Genomic DNA, 15,682 nt, shown 5'->3' with positions numbered 1-15,682 from the left:
ATGGCATGCACAGAACACAGCGCTACACTTCATCCGCTCTCAGCCCATTGGAGGTATGCCGCGATGAAAATTGTCGTCAGTGCGTCGAGCCGGAACCCGATCTGCCCCTGGCAGGTTCAGCTCGACCAACACGTGGTGAGTTTCCGCAGCGAGGCCGAAGCGCGGGCCTTCGTCGCCACCTTGGAAACCCGCCTGCAGGCGCCGCACCCGCTTATGCGGGACGCCTGGCCTGCAAGCGCCGGGTCAGCAGCGCGACACTGACCACCAGCACCCCGCACAAGCTGATCACCAGTGTCATCGGCACCGCACTGCCATCGTGCAACAACCCGACCAACGCCGCCGCGCCTGCGGCGACGCTGAACTGCAGGCAGCCCATCAGTGCCGAGGCGCTGCCTGCTCGTGCGCCCTGCCCGCTCATGGCGCAGGCCGAGGCATTGGGGATGATGCAACCCAGGCTGGCGATACACACGAACAACGGTACCAACAGCGGCCACAACTGGCTCGGCCGCAGTGCAGCAACACCCAGCAGCACCAGGCCTGCGGCCAGGTACATCCACACTGCGCGCACCAACAGGAAGGCCGGGCCACGCTTGGCCAGCAAGCGCGCATTGACCTGCGCCACGAGGATAAAGCCCGCCGCGTTGGTACCGAACAGCCAGCCATAGTGCTCGGCAGGTACGCCATACAACTTGATGAAGACGAATGGCGACCCGGCGATGTAGGCAAACATACCGGCAATGGCGATGCCCCCGGTCAAGGCATGGCCGAGAAACACCCGGTCATTGAGCAGGCGCAGGTACTGGCGCAGCGCCCCGGACAGCGGCTGGCGCGGCATGTTCGCCGGCAAGCTCTCGGGCAGGCCCAGGCTGACTGCCAGCAGGCAGGCCGCGCTGAACAGGCTCAACACCAGGAAGATCGACTGCCAGCCTGCCAGGTTCACCAGCACCCCACCCAGCATCGGCGCAAGGATCGGCGCCAGGCCCATTACCAGCATCAACTGCGAGAACACCTTGGCCGATGCCACCGGGTCGCACTTGTCACTGACAATCGCCCGCGACAGCACCATCCCGGCGCATCCGCCCAAGGCCTGGACGAATCGTGCCAGGACCAGGGTGTCGAGGTTGGGCGCATAGGCACACGCCAGAGAAGCCAGGGTAAACAGCGCCACGCCGAACAACAGCGGTTTGCGCCGCCCGAAGCGGTCGGCCACCGGGCCATAGGCCAACTGGCCGATGGACAGGCCAAGGAAGTAGGCGGCCAAGGTGGTCTGGACGTGTTTTTCATCGGTGGCGAAAGCCTGCGCCATGGCCGGGAAGGCGGGCAGGTAAAAATCGATCGCCAAAGGCCCGAACGCACTCAATGCGCCCAAGATCAGCACCATTCGCAGGTTCATCAGGAATCCATAGCAGGCTAAGCAAGTGCGTGATTCTACCTGCTAAGGACCCCATCAGCATGAAAACATTTGCAACAAACGGGGCCGCGTTGCGACCCCACCGGCTATCACGCCACTTCGGCCTGGTAGCCCTCGTCACGGATCGCAGTGAGGATCTGCTCCACCGCCATCGCACTCTGAACCCGCACCTGCTTGCCAGCCAGATCCACCTCCACCTGGGCCGTGGCATCTTGCGCCTGCACAGCCCGGGTCACCGCTTTGACACAATGGCCACAGGTCATGCCTTGTACGTTGAACACTTGCATGGGGTTAACTCCTTCAGGTTTTGATGCAGCTTCAAGCTTGCCATCGGGTCAAGGTCAAGCCCTTGCAAGCGTCCGGGCTGGAAATCCGCGCTCACGTCGGCCAAGCTGCGCCTTTGACGATCAGGCAAACAGGAGATTATTCATGTTCAGGGCAGCATTGGGCGTCGTCGGGCTTTTGAGCGCGCTGGCTGCGGTGCCACCGGCCAGCGCCGAGGGCAATTCGGACTACAGCGTACTGATTATTTCCCGGGAGCGCCTGGAAGTGGCCACCAGCTGCGAAATCGGCGTCTACCTCAACGATCAGCTCTCCGGTCGCGTGTTCCAGGAGCAATCAACCTCCTTCAACCTGCCACCCGGCCCTGTGGATGTACGCCTGCGCCTACTGCCAGGGCAGGCACCCGGTTGCGCGCCGGGTATCGAAGACCAGCGCAGCACGCGTTTGAGCTTGCAGGCGGGCCAGATCAACAAATACCGAATTGCCATGGGCCACAATGGGCTGGAATTGAAGCGCGCTGGCCTCGGCTATTGACCTTACCTACGTGGCAAGGTTGATGCTGAAGGCTAATCCAAGGAGGAGAGCCATGCCCGCATCCACCACGTTCGACCTGCCGATTTCCGGCATGACCTGCGCCAGCTGTGCTGGCCGGGTCGAGCGCGCCCTGCGCAAGGTCGATGGCGCTGAACAGGTCAGCGTCAACCTCGCCACCGAACAGGCCCGGGTCCAGGCTCCGGCCAGCAGCCTGCCGGCCTTGCTCGACGCCGTGCGTGAAGCCGGCTATGGCGTACCCACCCGTACTGTCGAGCTGCAGATCGGCGGCATGACCTGCGCCAGCTGCGTGGGCCGTGTCGAACGCGCACTGGGCAAACTGCCCGGCGTCGAGCAGGTCAGCGTCAACCTGGCCAGCGAACGCGCGCACCTCGAAGTGCTTGCAGCCCTCGACGACAGCCTGCTGATAGACGCCGTGCAAAAGGCCGGCTACAGCGCCAGCCTGCCGCACGCGGGCAACGATGATCAGCGCGATGCCCAGCGCCGCCTGCGCAACGAGCGCCTGGCCGTCGGTGCTGCCCTGCTGCTGGCCCTGCCACTCGTGCTGCCGATGCTGGTACAGCCCTTCGGCCTGCACTGGATGCTGCCTGCCTGGGCGCAGTTTCTGCTGGCAACGCCCGTGCAGTTCATTCTCGGTGCGCGCTTCTATGTGGCCGCCTGGAAGGCCGTGCGTGCCGCTGCCGGCAACATGGACCTGCTGGTGGCCCTTGGCACCAGCGCCGGTTACGGCCTAAGCCTGTACCAATGGGCACAAGCCCCTGCCGGCATGGAGCCACACCTGTACTTTGAAGCCTCGGCGGTGGTCATTGCCCTGGTCCTGCTGGGCAAATACCTCGAAAGCCGCGCCAAACGTCAGACCGCCAGCGCCATCCGTGCCCTTGAGGCGCTGCGCCCCGAACGTGCGGTGCGCGTGGTCGATGGCCGCGAGGAAGACGTCGCCATCGCCCAGTTGCGTCTGGGTGACCTGGTCGTGGTCAAGCCCGGTGAGCGATTCCCGGTCGATGGCCAAGTCGAAGAAGGCAGCAGCCATGCCGACGAGGCCCTGATCAGCGGCGAGAGCCTGCCAGTGCCCAAGCAACCTGGCGACCCCGTCACCGGTGGTGCCATCAATGGCGAAGGTCGGCTGCTGGTACGCACCCAGGCATTGGGTACCGAAACCGTGCTGGCCCGGATCATTCGCCTGGTCGAAGATGCCCAAGCGGCCAAGGCGCCCATTCAGAAACTGGTAGACCGCGTCAGCCAGGTGTTCGTCCCCGCCGTGCTGGTGATCGCGCTGATCACGCTGATCGGCTGGTGGCTGGCCGGTGCCCCGCTGGAAACCGCCCTGATCAATGCGGTCGCCGTCCTGGTGATCGCTTGCCCCTGTGCACTGGGCCTGGCCACGCCGGCGGCGATCATGGCCGGCACCGGTGTCGCTGCCCGCCACGGCATCCTGATCAAAGATGCCGAAGCCCTGGAGCGAGCCCATGCGGTCAACCGGGTCGTGTTCGACAAGACCGGTACCCTGACCTCCGGCAGCCCACGGGTGGTTCACAGCCAGGCGCTGGTCGGCAGCACCGCCGAACTGCACCGCTTGGCCGGCGCCCTGCAGCGCGGCAGTGAGCACCCCTTGGCCAAGGCTGTACTGGATGCGTGCGCCGAGCAGCAGTTGGATGTACCAGCGGTCATCGACAGCCAGTCACTGACCGGGCGTGGTATCGCCGGGCGGGTGGAAGGCCGTGATCTGGCCCTGGGCAATCGCCGCCTGCTTGACGAGAGCACGCTGCAACCCGGCGGCCTGGCCGCCAAGGCCCATGCCTGGGAGGCCGAAGGGCGTACGTTGTCCTGGCTGATCGAGCGCGGCGCGCAACCGCGTGTGCTGGGCCTGTTCGCCTTCGGCGACAGCCTCAAACCGGGCGCTGCGCAGGCTATCGATAGCCTGCATGCCCGACACATCAGCAGCCACCTGCTGACCGGCGACAACCGTGGCAGTGCCAAGGTCGTTGCCGATGCCCTCGGGATCGACGATGTGCATGCCGAAGTGCTGCCTGCAGACAAGGCCGCCACCGTGACGGCACTCAAACAGGACGGCGTGGTGGCAATGGTGGGCGACGGCATCAACGATGCCCCGGCCCTTGCCGCTGCAGACATCGGCATCGCCATGGGTGGCGGCACCGACGTGGCCATGCAGGCTGCCGGCATCACCCTGATGCGCGGCGATCCACGCCTGGTACCGGCAGCCCTGGAGATCAGCCGCAAGACCTATGCAAAAATCCGCCAGAACCTGTTCTGGGCGTTCATCTACAACCTGGTCGGTATCCCCCTGGCCGCGCTGGGCTACCTCAACCCGGTACTGGCCGGTGCCGCCATGGCCCTGTCCAGTGTCAGCGTGGTCAGCAACGCGCTGTGGCTCAAAACCTGGAAACCCACCAGCAGCTCCCAGGAGGCCCCATGAACATCGGCCAGGCCGCCCGCCGCAGCGGGCTCAGCACCAAGATGATCCGCTACTACGAGTCCATCGGCCTGCTCAAGCCCGCCACCCGCAGCGACAGCGGCTACCGCCTGTACCAGCCGGAGGACCTGCACAGCCTGGCCTTCATCAAGCGGTCCCGCGACCTGGGCTTTTCCCTGGAAGAGGTCGGCAAGTTGCTGACCCTCTGGCAAGACCGCCAGCGTGCCAGTGCCGACGTCAAGGCGCTGGCCATGCAGCACATCGATGCGCTGAACCGGCGCATCGAGGAGCTGGTGAGCCTGCGCGACACCCTCGGGGACCTGGTCTCCCACTGCCAAGGCGATGAGCGGCCGGACTGCCCCATTCTGAAAGATCTGGCAAAGGGAAATGTGGGCGGATGTTGCCACTGAACCTTGTCAGGGCACATTGGTATGCCATATTCGCCTAAACACGACCGAATCATCGCCTGGTGCGACATGCCCTAACAAATACGGGCATTTTCCTTCATCTAATCCCGGACGCTGCCGATGCAGTTACTACCTGCCTCGTGTGTCGACAATAAAAAATTCCGGGAGCGTCGATGAGCATCAAACAGAAACTGACCTGGGCATTCGCGGTCATCGCCGGCTTGCCCATCGTCCTCGTGGCCACCTTGGTGGTCCTCAACCTGCGCGGCGAAGCCCGCGACGGATTCCTCGACAGCAGCAGCCGGGAAATTCGCCAGGTCAGCAACGCGATGAGCATCTTCTTCCAGGGCATCAACCAGAACGTCGAATACCTGGCCTCGCAACCCATGATTGCGGCCACAGGCAACAACCTGAACAAGTTCATGAGCGCCAACCCCTCGTATGAACTGGGCGAGCAGGACAAGCAGGTACTTGAATTCTTCACTCGCCTAGCCGATTCGCACCCCGGCTACGCCTACCTTTCCTACGGCGTCAGTGACGGCGGTTATGTCGGCTGGCCGGCAGGGCAGAAGTTCGTCAACTACGACCCGCGTACTCGCCCGTGGTACCAGTTGGCCGTGGCCAACCCAGGCAAGACCCTGCGCACCGGCGCCTACTACTGGGCCGCCGACGACGCCGTGTTGGTCAGCACCGTACGCGCCGTGGCCAACCAGCTTGGCAACCCCGGGGGCGTGGTCAACATCGACGTGTCGCTCAAGGGCCTGACCGAGATCGTCAGGCAGATCAAGCTGGGCGATAGCGGCTACCTGCTGCTGGTGGAAAACAACGGCAACGTGATGGTCGACCCGCGTGATGCGAGCCACAACTTCAAGCAGCTGGGCAGCTTCGGCGACGGCTATGCCGACCTGGCCAAGGCAGGTAAAGGCCTGGTCGAAGTCGAACTCAACGGCGTGCGCTACATGGCCAACATCTACCCTGACGAGCAACTGGGCTGGACCTTCATCGGCCTGATCGAGCAGAGCGAGGTGATGCAGACCACCACCCGCCTGACCTGGCTGATCGGCACCATCGCGCTGGCGCTGGCCGCGCTGTTCGCCGTGGTCGGTGCAGCCTTCGCCAAGCTGATCGTGCGCCCGATCAACAGCGTGACCAGCGGCCTGGAAGACATCGCCCAGGGCGAAGGCGACCTGACCCGCAACCTGGACGTTCGCGGCCGCGACGAAACCGCCCAACTGGCCAGCTGGTTCAACCAGTTCCTTGGCGCGATTCGCAGCCTGATCCAGCACATCGGCTCTGCGGCCAGCAAGATCTTAACCACCTCTACCAGCTCGACCCGTGTTTCCAGCGACATGGCCGAGGCTGCGGGGCGCCAGCGCGAAGCCGTGGACATGGTCTCCACTGCCTTCCACGAAATGGTCGCCACCGCCAACGAAGTCGCCCGCTCCTGCAGCCAGGCCGCACAGTCGGCCGACAGCGGCCAGCAGCAGGCCCGTGAAGGCCAGCAGCAGATCGATGCCGCAGTCCACAGCGTCGATCGCTTGAGCCAGGAAATCGAGCAGTCAGCCCAGTCAATCCAGCAGCTGGAACGCGACAGCAACGCTATCCAGTCGATCCTCGGCACCATCCGCTCGATTGCCGAACAGACCAACCTGCTGGCCCTCAATGCCGCGATCGAGGCCGCCCGTGCCGGTGAACAGGGTCGGGGCTTTGCCGTGGTCGCCGATGAAGTACGGGCCCTGGCCAAGCGTACCGCTGACTCCACCGCCGAGATCGACGGCCTGCTGGGCAACCTGGCCAGCCGCACCGCCGACGTCGCCGAGCAGATGCACGCCAGCCTGGAAGTGTCGCAGCAGTCGGTCAGCCGCATTGGCCTGGCCCGCGACAGCTTTGGCCAGATCCGTGAGTCGGTGGACGTGATTCGCGACATGAACACGCAGATTGCCACGGCGGCCGAAGAGCAGCATCAGGTGGCCGAGGACATCAACCGGCACATCAGCCAGATCCACGGCGATGCGCAACTGGTGGCCGAGCTGGCCCAGGCTGCGCGCCAGGACTCGGAGAGCCTGGCAGGGCTGTCCAACGAGCTGGACTCGCTGGTACGACGCTTCCGCACCTGATTGCCCTAGCGGCCACTGCGCGGGCAAGCTCGATCCCTGTGGGAGCGGGCTTGCCCGCGAAGAGGTCGGTACAGGCTACCTACCGCTAAAGCTTCAGCTCCCCAGGCGTCGCCCCAAACAACTGCTTGAACGCCGCGATGTAAGCCGAGGTCGAGTCATAACCACAGCCCAACGCCGCCTCCGTCACATTCTCCCCCGCCTCCAGCAACGCCAGCGATGACAGCAAGCGCATACGCTGACGCCAGTTGCGAAAGCTCAACCCGGTCTCGCGCTGAAACAGCCGCATCAGCGTCTTCTCCGAACACTCCAGTTGCCGGGCCCATTGCTGCAGGGTCTGCGGCTGGTCTGGCGCCGCAATCAGGCCATTGCACAACGCCAGCAACCCCGGATGGCGCGGTAGTGGCAACGAGAAGCCGACTTCAGGCAACGTGCGCAACTGGTCGAGCAGCACCGCGACCAAGCGCGATTCGGCGCTGTCACTTTCCGGGTAGTGCGCCGGGAACAGGCAGAACTGCTTGATCAACTCCCGCGCCAGCGGCGTCACTTCCAGCACCCGGCATTGCTCCGCAGCCCACGGGCAGGCGTCGCGGCGTACGTACAGGCTGCGCATTTCGGCCTGCATCGACGTCACCACTTCGTGTTCGGCATCCGCCGGAATCCATACGCCCCACTGGGGGGGCGCAAAATAGCTGCCATCGCGGGTGTACACACCCAGTACGCCACTGATGGCGTAGGAAAACTGCACCCAATCGTGCTGATGGCGCGTCGTCCAGGAGCCGGCGCCGAGGCTTTCGGCGCGGGCATACAGAGGCCTTGGCAGGTGATCCAAGGCGGGGATGGGCCGGGGTTGTCCGATGATCGGCATAGCGGTTTCTTGTAGTTCTGATCGGACAAGCCTAACAGCTGGTGGGTATGACCGTGACATCTGAGTCGCCAGCTTCGCGGTATGCAGGCTGATCACCGCTCGACGATGACCGTCACCCCTTGCCCGCCTGCCGCACAGATCGATATCAAACCGCGCCCCTTCCCCGCTGTGGCCAGCAGTTTGGCCATGTTGGCCAGTATCCGCCCCCCGGTCGCCGCAAACGGATGCCCCGCCGCCAGCGAACTGCCCTTGACGTTGAGCTTGCTCCGGTCGATGGCCCCGAGCGGTGCATCCAGCCCCAGGCGATCACGGCAGTAGCCTGCGTCCTCCCACGCCTTGAGCGTACACAGCACCTGGGCGGCGAACGCTTCGTGGATTTCGTAGTAGTCAAAGTCCTGCAGGCTCAGGCCATTGCGGGCCAACAAGCGCGGCACCGCATACACCGGTGCCATCAGCAGCCCTTCACGGCCGGTGACGAAATCGACCGCCGCCGTCTCGCCGTCAACCAGATAGGCCAGCACCGCAAGCCCTTGCTCCTGCGCCCATTGCTCCGTCCCCAGCAGCACCAGCGAAGCACCATCGGTCAACGGTGTGGAGTTGCCAGCCGTAAGCGTGCCCAGGCCACTGCGGTCGAATGCCGGCGCAAGCTTGGCCAGTTGTTCCAGGGTCAGGTCCGGGCGTAGGTTGTTGTCGCGGCTGAGGGCCAGAAATGGCGTGAGCAGGTCATCCTGCCAGCCTTCGGCATAGGAGGCGTCCAGCCGCTGATGGCTAAGCAAGGTCAGCGCATCCTGCTCGGCGCGATCGATCCGCCAGGCCTGCGCCATGCGCTCGCAATGCTCGCCCATCGACAGGCCTGTGCGCGGTTCGCCATTGCGCGGCAACTCAGGTATCAGGTGGCTGGGGCGCAACTTGAGGAACGGTTTCAGCCGCTCACCCAGGCTTTTGCCGCGGTTGGCCTCCAGCAGAATGTGGCGCAGCCCTTCACTGACCGCAATCGGGGCATCGGAGGTGGTATCCACACCGCCGGCGACACCGCTGTCGATCTGCCCCAGGGCAATCTTGTTGGCCACCAACAGTGCTGCCTCCAGCCCCGTGCCGCAGGCCTGCTGGATGTCGTAGGCCGGTGTGCGCGGTGACAGGCGTGAACCGAGCACGCATTCGCGGGCCAGGCTCATGTCACGGGAATGCTTGAGCACCGCGCCCGCCACCACTTCCCCTAGCCGTAGCCCATGCAAGCGGTAACGCTCGATCAGGCCCTCAAGGGCAGCGGTCAGCATCGCTTGGTTGCTGGCGGTGGCGTAGGCGCCGTTGGAACGGGCGAAGGGGATTCGATTGCCGCCCAGGATCGCGACCCGGCGAGGTGAACGCATGCGCATGTTCCTCCTGAAACACTTTAAACCGTACAGCCTAGGTGTTTTTACCGCATTCGAACGACCTTGCCACAAAGTTGGTCCACACTTTCAAGCTTGCCTTCAGGGAGACCCACTCATGAGCGATCGCTACCTCGGCTTTGCCAACTCCAACCTCGGCCGCCGCCTTGTGGATGCCCTTGGCCTGCCCCACCCGGCCCCGCTGGAGCGCTGGCAGGCTGGCCGCCTGCGCCCGGTGGAAGGTGCCTTGGTCGTGGGTGGCGGGCCCCTGACGCGCCAGGTCGAGGCCATCGCCCCGCGCCTCACCGACGCGCTCTACAGCTTCAATACCGAAGGTTTGCAAGCACCAGCCTGGGTCGCGGGGCTGGGGCCCAAGCTCAAAGCTGTGGTGTTCGATGCCACTCACCTTTCCGACAGCGACGAACTCAAGCAGTTGCGCGAATTTTTCCAGCCATTGCTGCGCAGCCTGGCGGCTTGCGCCCATGTGGTGATCCTCGGCCGCGCCCCGGAAAGCCTCGACGAGCCACTGGCCAGTGTTGCGCAACGGGCACTTGAAGGCTTCAGCCGCTCACTGGGCAAAGAGCTTCGCAATGGGGCGACTGCGCAGTTGCTGTATGTCGGCCATGGCGCCGAAGACCAGCTGGAAGGTGCCCTGCGCTTTTTCCTCTCGCCCAAGAGCGCGTTCATTTCGGGCCAGGTCCTGCGACTTGAGGCCTGCGCCAGCCAGGTCGAGGACTGGACCCGCCCACTGGGCGGACGACGCGCCCTGGTAACGGGTGCCGCTCGCGGTATCGGCGCGGCGATTGCCGAAACCCTCGCGCGCGACGGTGCCGAGGTGGTGCTGCTGGATGTGCCGCAAGCTCGGCAAGACCTCGAAGCCCTCGCCGCGCGGTTAGGCGGCAAGGCGCTGGGCCTGGACATCTGCGCCAATGACGCTGCGGCGCAGTTGCTCGAAGCGTTGCCCGGGGGTATCGACATCGTGGTGCACAACGCCGGCATCACCCGCGACAAAACCCTCGCCAACATGACACCGGAGTACTGGGATGCGGTGATGGCGGTGAACCTCAAGGCGCCGCAAGTGCTAACCCAGGCGCTGTATGACGCTGGCGCACTCGGCGAGAGCGCGCGCATCACGCTGTTGGCTTCGGTCAGTGGCATCGCCGGTAACCGAGGGCAGGCCAATTATGCCGCGAGCAAGGCCGGGTTGATCGGCTTCGCCCAGGCCTGGGCCGCAAAGCTCTCAGCGCAGGGTGCCAGCATCAATGCCGTGGCCCCCGGTTTCATCGAAACGCACATGACCGCCGCCATGCCCATGGGGCTGCGCGAGGCCGGGCGCCGTTTAAGTTCACTGGGCCAGGGCGGGCGGGCGCAAGACGTCGCCGAAGCCATCGCCTGGCTCAGCCAGCCCGGCTCCGGCGCGGTCAATGGCCAGGTGCTGCGGGTCTGTGGCCAAGCGCTGATGGGAGCCTGACCATGACCCGACACTGGCACGACCTGCACGCCCCAGACTCCCGCGCCAGCCTTTACCTGCGCGCGGCCAGCAAGCGCAAGATCAGCGGCGACAGGCTGCCAGCATACGGCCTGCGCTGTGTCATTCGGGTCCAGCCCGACAACCTGGCAGCCTACCGCCGGCTCTGCCACTTCACCGACGATGGTCGTCTGCCAGGCACTTATCCCCATGTCATGGCCTTCCCCTTGCAGTTGCAACTGCTGACGGCCCACGACTTCCCCTTCCCCTTGCTCGGGCTGGTGCACCTGCACAACCGCATCGAGGTGCGGCGGCCACTGGGCGGCATCGACGGGCTACGTTTCGCCGTCTACGCCGACAACCTGCAACCCCATGCCAAGGGCGCTACTTTCGACCTTATTACCGAAGCCGAAGATGGCCTGGGCCTGCTCTGGCGCGAAAGCAGCCGCATGCTGGTGCGCGGGCTACGCCTGGAAGGCCAGGCCATCGAGCAGGCAGACAGCGAGCCTGAAGCATTGGTAGAGGCGAGCCGCTGGTATGCCGACAGCGATATCGGCCGGCGTTACGCCAAGGTCTGCGGGGACTACAACCCGATCCACCTGAGCGCCGCCAGTGCGCGACTGTTCGGGTTCCCCAAAGCCATTGCCCATGGCATGTGGAGCAAGGCCATGGCACTGGCGGCGCTGCGCGGGCACTTGCCAAGCAGTGGCTATGGCTTCGAAGTGGAGTTCCGCAAGCCGGTGCGCTTGCCTTCAGAGGTGGTGCTCAGTGCCACTGAAGCCGGGGGCGAAGGTGAGCTACGGCTGGATGGGCATGGCGAGTTGCTGCACATGGTTGGCCGCTGGGGTGGCCTGTAGGAGCGGCCCTCTTGCTTTGCATCGAGCCTGCGCCGAAGCTATGCGGCATTAGGAGACCCCCGATGAACCTGCAAGAACTCACCGAACGCCTACACCGGATCCGCGACAATAACGACTGGCGCGGCTTTCACAGCCCGAAGAACCTGGCCATGGCCGCCAGCGTTGAAATGGCCGAACTGGTAGAAATCTTCCAGTGGCTGAGCGAGGACCAATCCCGCCAGTTGCCTGCCGACACACTCGCCCACGCCGGCCAGGAGGTGGGCGATATCGTCCTCTACCTGTTGCTGCTGTGCAGCGAGCTGGGCCTGGACATGGACCAGGTGGTAAGGGCCAAACTGGCCGACAGCGAAAGGCGCTTCGCCCGATGAACGACCGTCACTTCGATGAGCTGGCCACCCGCTTCGCCGAGAAAATCTACGGCGGCGCCAAGGGCGCCATTCGCCTGGCCGTGCTGCAGGCCGACCTCGCCGAAACCTTGCCCGACCGCCCGCTGCGCATACTCGACATCGGTGCAGGCTTGGGCCACATGGCCCTGTGGCTGGCGCAGCGTGGCCATCACTTGACCCTGGCAGAGCCCGCCGCGCCCATGCTCGACGGGGCCCGTGCGCGCTTTGCCGAGGCGGGCCAGACGGCCACCTTCATCCAGGCGCCGTGGCAGGACCTGCTCGGGCAACTGACCGAACCCTACGACCTGGTGCTGTGCCACGCCGTGCTCGAATGGCTGGCCGAACCCGAAAGCATCCTGCCGGTGCTGCACCAGCTCACCGCCCCTTCCGGGTGGCTTTCGCTGGCGTTCTACAACCGCGACGCGCTGGTCTATCGCAACCTGCTCAAGGGCCATTTCCGAAAATTGCGCAGCAACCGCCTGGAAGGTGAAAAACAGAGCCTGACCCCGCAGAAACCCCTTGATCCACGTGAACTCAAGGCGCAACTTGATCCTATGTGGCAGGTCGAAAGCCAGAGTGGCGTCAGGGTGTTCCACGACTACATGCCCAAGGAGTTCCAGGCCAAGGCCGAACTGCTCGACCTGCTGGAAATGGAGCTGGCACACCGCCGACACCCAAGCTTTGCCGGGCTCGGTCGCTACCTGCACTGGATCTGCCGCCCCCGCTGACCCCGCCCGCCGGGAGGAATACATGCCGTACCGTCTGTTGTGCCTGGCCTTGCTGCCCCTCGCCCTGGCTGCCTGCCAGGGCAGCAACCCCTATGTCGCCAGTGGCCGCCCGATCCCCCCCGCCCCTGCGCAGGCGGCCACTACGTTCGATGCCAGTGCCTACCCAGCACCCGCCCGTGACTACGGGCACTATCGCAGCTGGAGCTGGCGCGGCGGGCAGTTGCCCAGCGGCACAGCCAATGCTGACCCGGCACAACTGGCCGATGCCATCAGCGGTGCGCTCGACCAGCATGGCCTGCGCCCTGCCAGGGGCAGCGCCGGCGATTTGCTGGTAAGCGCCGACATGCGCCTGGAAAAGCGGCTGCGCCAGGTGCGTGACTACGACACCTACGACCCCTACTACGGCCCATACCCCTATGGCGGTGTTGGTTATGGCGGCTACCGCAATGGCTACGGTGCTTACGCCAGCGCGCCGATCGTGCGCACCTACGAGGTCGAGGTGATGGTGGTACGCATCGACCTGTACGACGCACGCAACGGCCAGCCGGTGTGGAGCGCCAGTGCTGAAAGCAACAGCGACAAGGACTCGCCGCGTGATCGCGAAAGCGCCTTGCGCGATTCTGTGCACAAGGCGCTCAGCGGCTATCCTCCCAGTTAACGTCTAACGGAGAACCATCATGTTGCGCCGTCTCGTTTTACTGTCATTCGCGCTAGTGCTCGCGGCCTGCTCGAGCAACAACGTCCAGCAGGATTTCGACGCCAGCCGCGATTTTGCCGCCTACCGCACCTGGGCGTGGCAGGAGCCAGGCTTGCAATACCGCCCGGACGACCCCCGCATCAAAAGCGACCTGACCGAACAACGCATTCGCCAGGCCGTTGCCGACCAGCTCGACCAGCGCGGCCTGCGCCCGGCACAGGGCAATGCGCGACCTGATCTCAAGGTGCGCGCCTACCTCATCGTCGAACAGCGTCAGCAGCAGATCACCACCAACTACGGCGGTGGCTGGGGGGGGTACTGGGGCGGCTACTGGGGCGGGCCGATGTACAACGAAACCCGCAGCGTGGACTACAAGGTTGCCACCATCCAGGTCGACATGTTCGATGGGCGTGACGACAAGCTGGTCTGGCGTGGCAGCGCCGAACAGATCATGAACAATTACCCGCCAAGCCCGGAAGAACGTAACAGCGCCATCCAAAAGACAGTGACCAATGTGCTGAGCAACTACCCACCGGGTAGCAAGAAGTAAGGGTTCGCGGCCCATCCCCGGCTTGCCGGCGATGGGCCGAAACCGGCCAGCACTACCTGCGACATCGTCCATTCCCGTCACGCCTTTTTCCCATCCGGCCGCGCCCGCTTGCAAGTTCGCGTCTACCCTCAACTCAAGGAAACCTGACTGACCGGGTAGATGTGTTCAACAATTGGGGAAGGCGACCTGCCAATGCAAAGCATTGTTCTCTTGATGTGGCTTGCCTTGTGCTCCGAACAGGATGTGCGTCAACGCCAGATCTCCAACCTGCTAACCCTCGGCGTCGCGGCCTGCGCGCTGGCCTGGCTGTTCGCCACCGGCCACAGCTGGATCGGCGCCGATGCCAGCGACGCCGGCTGGGCACTGGCCATCGTCATGCTGCTGACGCTGCCCGGCTACATGCTCGGGCGTTTCGGCGCCGACGACGTCAAGCTGATGGGCGCCCTGGCCCTGGCAACCAGCCCTCAGTATGTGCTCGGCACCTTCATCGGGGCCGGTGTCACGGTGCTGCTGTGGCTGCTCACGCGTCGCCGGTTGTGGACCCTGCTCAACCCCAAGGTGAAGAAGCGCTTGCAGGCCCTGACGGAGGAAATGGGCGACAAACAGGCCTTCGTGCCGTACGTGCTGGCGGGCTTTCTTCTCACCGCTGTATGGATCCAATAATCAGCCCTGTGGTCCTATAACTTGTACAGGCCTTGTACAGAATCGCCAAGTACGACTACTTTTAAGCTGCCAGAGTGTCTGGCCCGGGAGCAGGGCCGATTACGAACAGGGAGTTGATCGTGAACAAGCCGTCCAGTGAAGTGAAGGTACTGGTGGTCGATGACCAGCCATCAATCGTCGAACAACTGTGTGAATTCCTCGAAAGCCAGGGCCACCGTTGCGTCCCGGCCCACTCCACCGACCAGGCCATCGAGCGCTACCTGGCCGACAAAAGCATTGGCCTGGTGCTGTGCGACCTGCACATGCCGCAGCGCGATGGTATCGAGCTGGTCAACGCATTGAAGGCGCTCGCCGGCACCCAGCGCATGTTCGAAGCGATCATGCTGACCGGCCGTGCTGAAAAACAGGATGTAATCCGCGCGTTACGCGCAGGTTTTGCCGATTATTATCAGAAGCCGATGAACCTCGACGAACTGCTCGAGGGCGTGCGCCGTCAGGAGCAGGCATTGCTCGAACGCCAGCGCAACATCAAGGAGCTCGGCGGCCTGAACCAGCGCCTGCAGGATTTGGCATCATCCGTTGACGAGCTCTACCAGGACCTTGAAAAGGCCCGTGGCCAAGGTGTACATCGCCGTGCCAGCGATGTCGAGGAAAGCGAAAGCGAGCTGCCAGCGGTGTTCGAGAAGCTGTCGCCGCGCCAACTGGAAGTGGCCCGCCTGGTGAGCACAGGCAAAACCAACTACCAGATTGCCTGCGAATTGGGCATTACCGAAAACACCGTGAAACTCTACGTTTCCCAGGTGCTGCGCCTGACCCGCATGCACAACCGCACGCAACTGGCGCTCGCGTTGACGCCGAGTACTTCACCGGTGCATCAGCGGTTTACCGCTCATTGAAA

Annotated in this window: 17 protein-coding genes and 1 pseudogene; 14 read left to right on the top strand and 4 right to left on the bottom strand. The window is 64.3% G+C overall.

From position 1 onward, the window contains the following. The first annotated feature begins 63 nt into the window (after positions 1–63). Positions 64–261, top strand: a complete 198-nt coding sequence (locus tag ACSSU5_RS13790; protein ID WP_264310423.1) for a hypothetical protein — start codon at positions 64–66, stop codon at positions 259–261. On the opposite strand, the gene ACSSU5_RS13785 is transcribed toward ACSSU5_RS13790, so the two are convergent. After that, positions 212–1,393 (bottom strand): multidrug effflux MFS transporter, encoded by a 1,182-nt coding sequence (locus tag ACSSU5_RS13785; RefSeq protein ID WP_264310424.1) that lies wholly within the window; start codon positions 1,391–1,393, stop codon positions 212–214. The genes ACSSU5_RS13790 and ACSSU5_RS13785 overlap by 50 nt on opposite strands. A 107-nt stretch (positions 1,394–1,500) precedes the next feature. Continuing rightward, positions 1,501–1,698 carry a heavy-metal-associated domain-containing protein gene (locus ACSSU5_RS13780; protein WP_264310425.1) on the bottom strand — a complete coding sequence of 66 codons (198 nt, stop codon included), beginning with the start codon at positions 1,696–1,698 and terminating at the stop codon, positions 1,501–1,503. 142 nt (positions 1,699–1,840) lie between these two features. Between ACSSU5_RS13780 and ACSSU5_RS13775 the strand changes: the two genes are divergently transcribed. From ACSSU5_RS13775 to ACSSU5_RS13755, 5 genes and pseudogenes are all read left to right on the top strand, one after another. Further along, complete coding sequence (locus ACSSU5_RS13775) at positions 1,841–2,227, top strand: hypothetical protein (protein WP_264310426.1); 387 nt, start codon at positions 1,841–1,843, stop codon at positions 2,225–2,227. 52 nt (positions 2,228–2,279) lie between these two features. Then, positions 2,280–4,679 carry a heavy metal translocating P-type ATPase gene (locus ACSSU5_RS13770; RefSeq protein WP_492559109.1) on the top strand — a complete coding sequence of 800 codons (2,400 nt, stop codon included), beginning with the start codon at positions 2,280–2,282 and terminating at the stop codon, positions 4,677–4,679. Continuing rightward, positions 4,676–5,086, top strand: coding sequence for a Cu(I)-responsive transcriptional regulator (gene cueR / locus ACSSU5_RS13765; RefSeq protein WP_492559108.1), 411 nt, complete (start codon positions 4,676–4,678; stop codon positions 5,084–5,086). The genes ACSSU5_RS13770 and cueR overlap by 4 nt, the downstream gene beginning before the upstream one ends. Positions 5,087–5,256: 170 nt before the next feature. Continuing rightward, a pseudogene (locus ACSSU5_RS13760) lies at positions 5,257–6,342 on the top strand (HAMP domain-containing protein); the annotation flags it as partial. A gap of 90 nt (positions 6,343–6,432) precedes the next feature. Continuing rightward, a complete protein-coding gene (locus ACSSU5_RS13755) occupies positions 6,433–7,200 on the top strand; it encodes a methyl-accepting chemotaxis protein (protein WP_492561319.1) in 768 nt (255 codons plus the stop codon). 85 nt (positions 7,201–7,285) lie between these two features. Here ACSSU5_RS13755 and ACSSU5_RS13750 read toward each other — a convergent pair whose 3' ends face one another. Together ACSSU5_RS13750 and ACSSU5_RS13745 are read right to left on the bottom strand one after the other, a co-directional pair. Then, positions 7,286–8,065 (bottom strand): AraC family transcriptional regulator, encoded by a 780-nt coding sequence (locus tag ACSSU5_RS13750; RefSeq protein ID WP_264310430.1) that lies wholly within the window; start codon positions 8,063–8,065, stop codon positions 7,286–7,288. A gap of 92 nt (positions 8,066–8,157) precedes the next feature. After that, a complete protein-coding gene (locus tag ACSSU5_RS13745; protein WP_492559107.1) occupies positions 8,158–9,435 on the bottom strand; it encodes an acetyl-CoA C-acetyltransferase in 1,278 nt (425 codons plus the stop codon). Between the two features lie 118 nt (positions 9,436–9,553). Between ACSSU5_RS13745 and ACSSU5_RS13740 the strand changes: the two genes are divergently transcribed. From ACSSU5_RS13740 to ACSSU5_RS13705, 8 genes are all read left to right on the top strand, one after another. Further along, entirely contained in the window at positions 9,554–10,906 is a 1,353-nt protein-coding gene (locus ACSSU5_RS13740; RefSeq protein ID WP_492559106.1) for a 3-oxoacyl-ACP reductase, read from the top strand. A 2-nt stretch (positions 10,907–10,908) separates the two neighbouring features. Continuing rightward, positions 10,909–11,760 carry a MaoC family dehydratase gene (locus ACSSU5_RS13735; RefSeq protein ID WP_264310433.1) on the top strand — a complete coding sequence of 284 codons (852 nt, stop codon included), beginning with the start codon at positions 10,909–10,911 and terminating at the stop codon, positions 11,758–11,760. A 62-nt stretch (positions 11,761–11,822) separates the two neighbouring features. Further along, positions 11,823–12,128 (top strand): MazG-like family protein, encoded by a 306-nt coding sequence (locus ACSSU5_RS13730; RefSeq protein WP_264310434.1) that lies wholly within the window; start codon positions 11,823–11,825, stop codon positions 12,126–12,128. Beyond that, positions 12,125–12,874 (top strand): methyltransferase, encoded by a 750-nt coding sequence (locus tag ACSSU5_RS13725; RefSeq protein WP_264310435.1) that lies wholly within the window; start codon positions 12,125–12,127, stop codon positions 12,872–12,874. The genes ACSSU5_RS13730 and ACSSU5_RS13725 overlap by 4 nt, the downstream gene beginning before the upstream one ends. A gap of 22 nt (positions 12,875–12,896) precedes the next feature. Then, the gene (locus tag ACSSU5_RS13720) at positions 12,897–13,532 is read left to right on the top strand and encodes a DUF4136 domain-containing protein (RefSeq protein ID WP_264310436.1); all 636 of its coding nucleotides are present in this window, start codon (positions 12,897–12,899) and stop codon (positions 13,530–13,532) included. Positions 13,533–13,551: 19 nt separating this feature from the next. Beyond that, positions 13,552–14,121: a DUF4136 domain-containing protein gene (locus tag ACSSU5_RS13715; RefSeq protein ID WP_264310437.1), complete on the top strand. Its 570-nt coding sequence runs from the start codon at positions 13,552–13,554 to the stop codon at positions 14,119–14,121. A gap of 192 nt (positions 14,122–14,313) precedes the next feature. Beyond that, positions 14,314–14,784, top strand: coding sequence for a prepilin peptidase (locus ACSSU5_RS13710; protein WP_264310438.1), 471 nt, complete (start codon positions 14,314–14,316; stop codon positions 14,782–14,784). Between the two features lie 119 nt (positions 14,785–14,903). Further along, entirely contained in the window at positions 14,904–15,680 is a 777-nt protein-coding gene (locus ACSSU5_RS13705) for a response regulator transcription factor (RefSeq protein ID WP_264310439.1), read from the top strand. The last annotated feature ends 2 nt before the right edge of the window (positions 15,681–15,682 follow it).

The sequence above is a fragment of the Pseudomonas sp. E1MeOHC2 genome (genome assembly GCF_058745025.1).
This window is presented reverse-complemented; position numbering and strand designations above follow the sequence as displayed.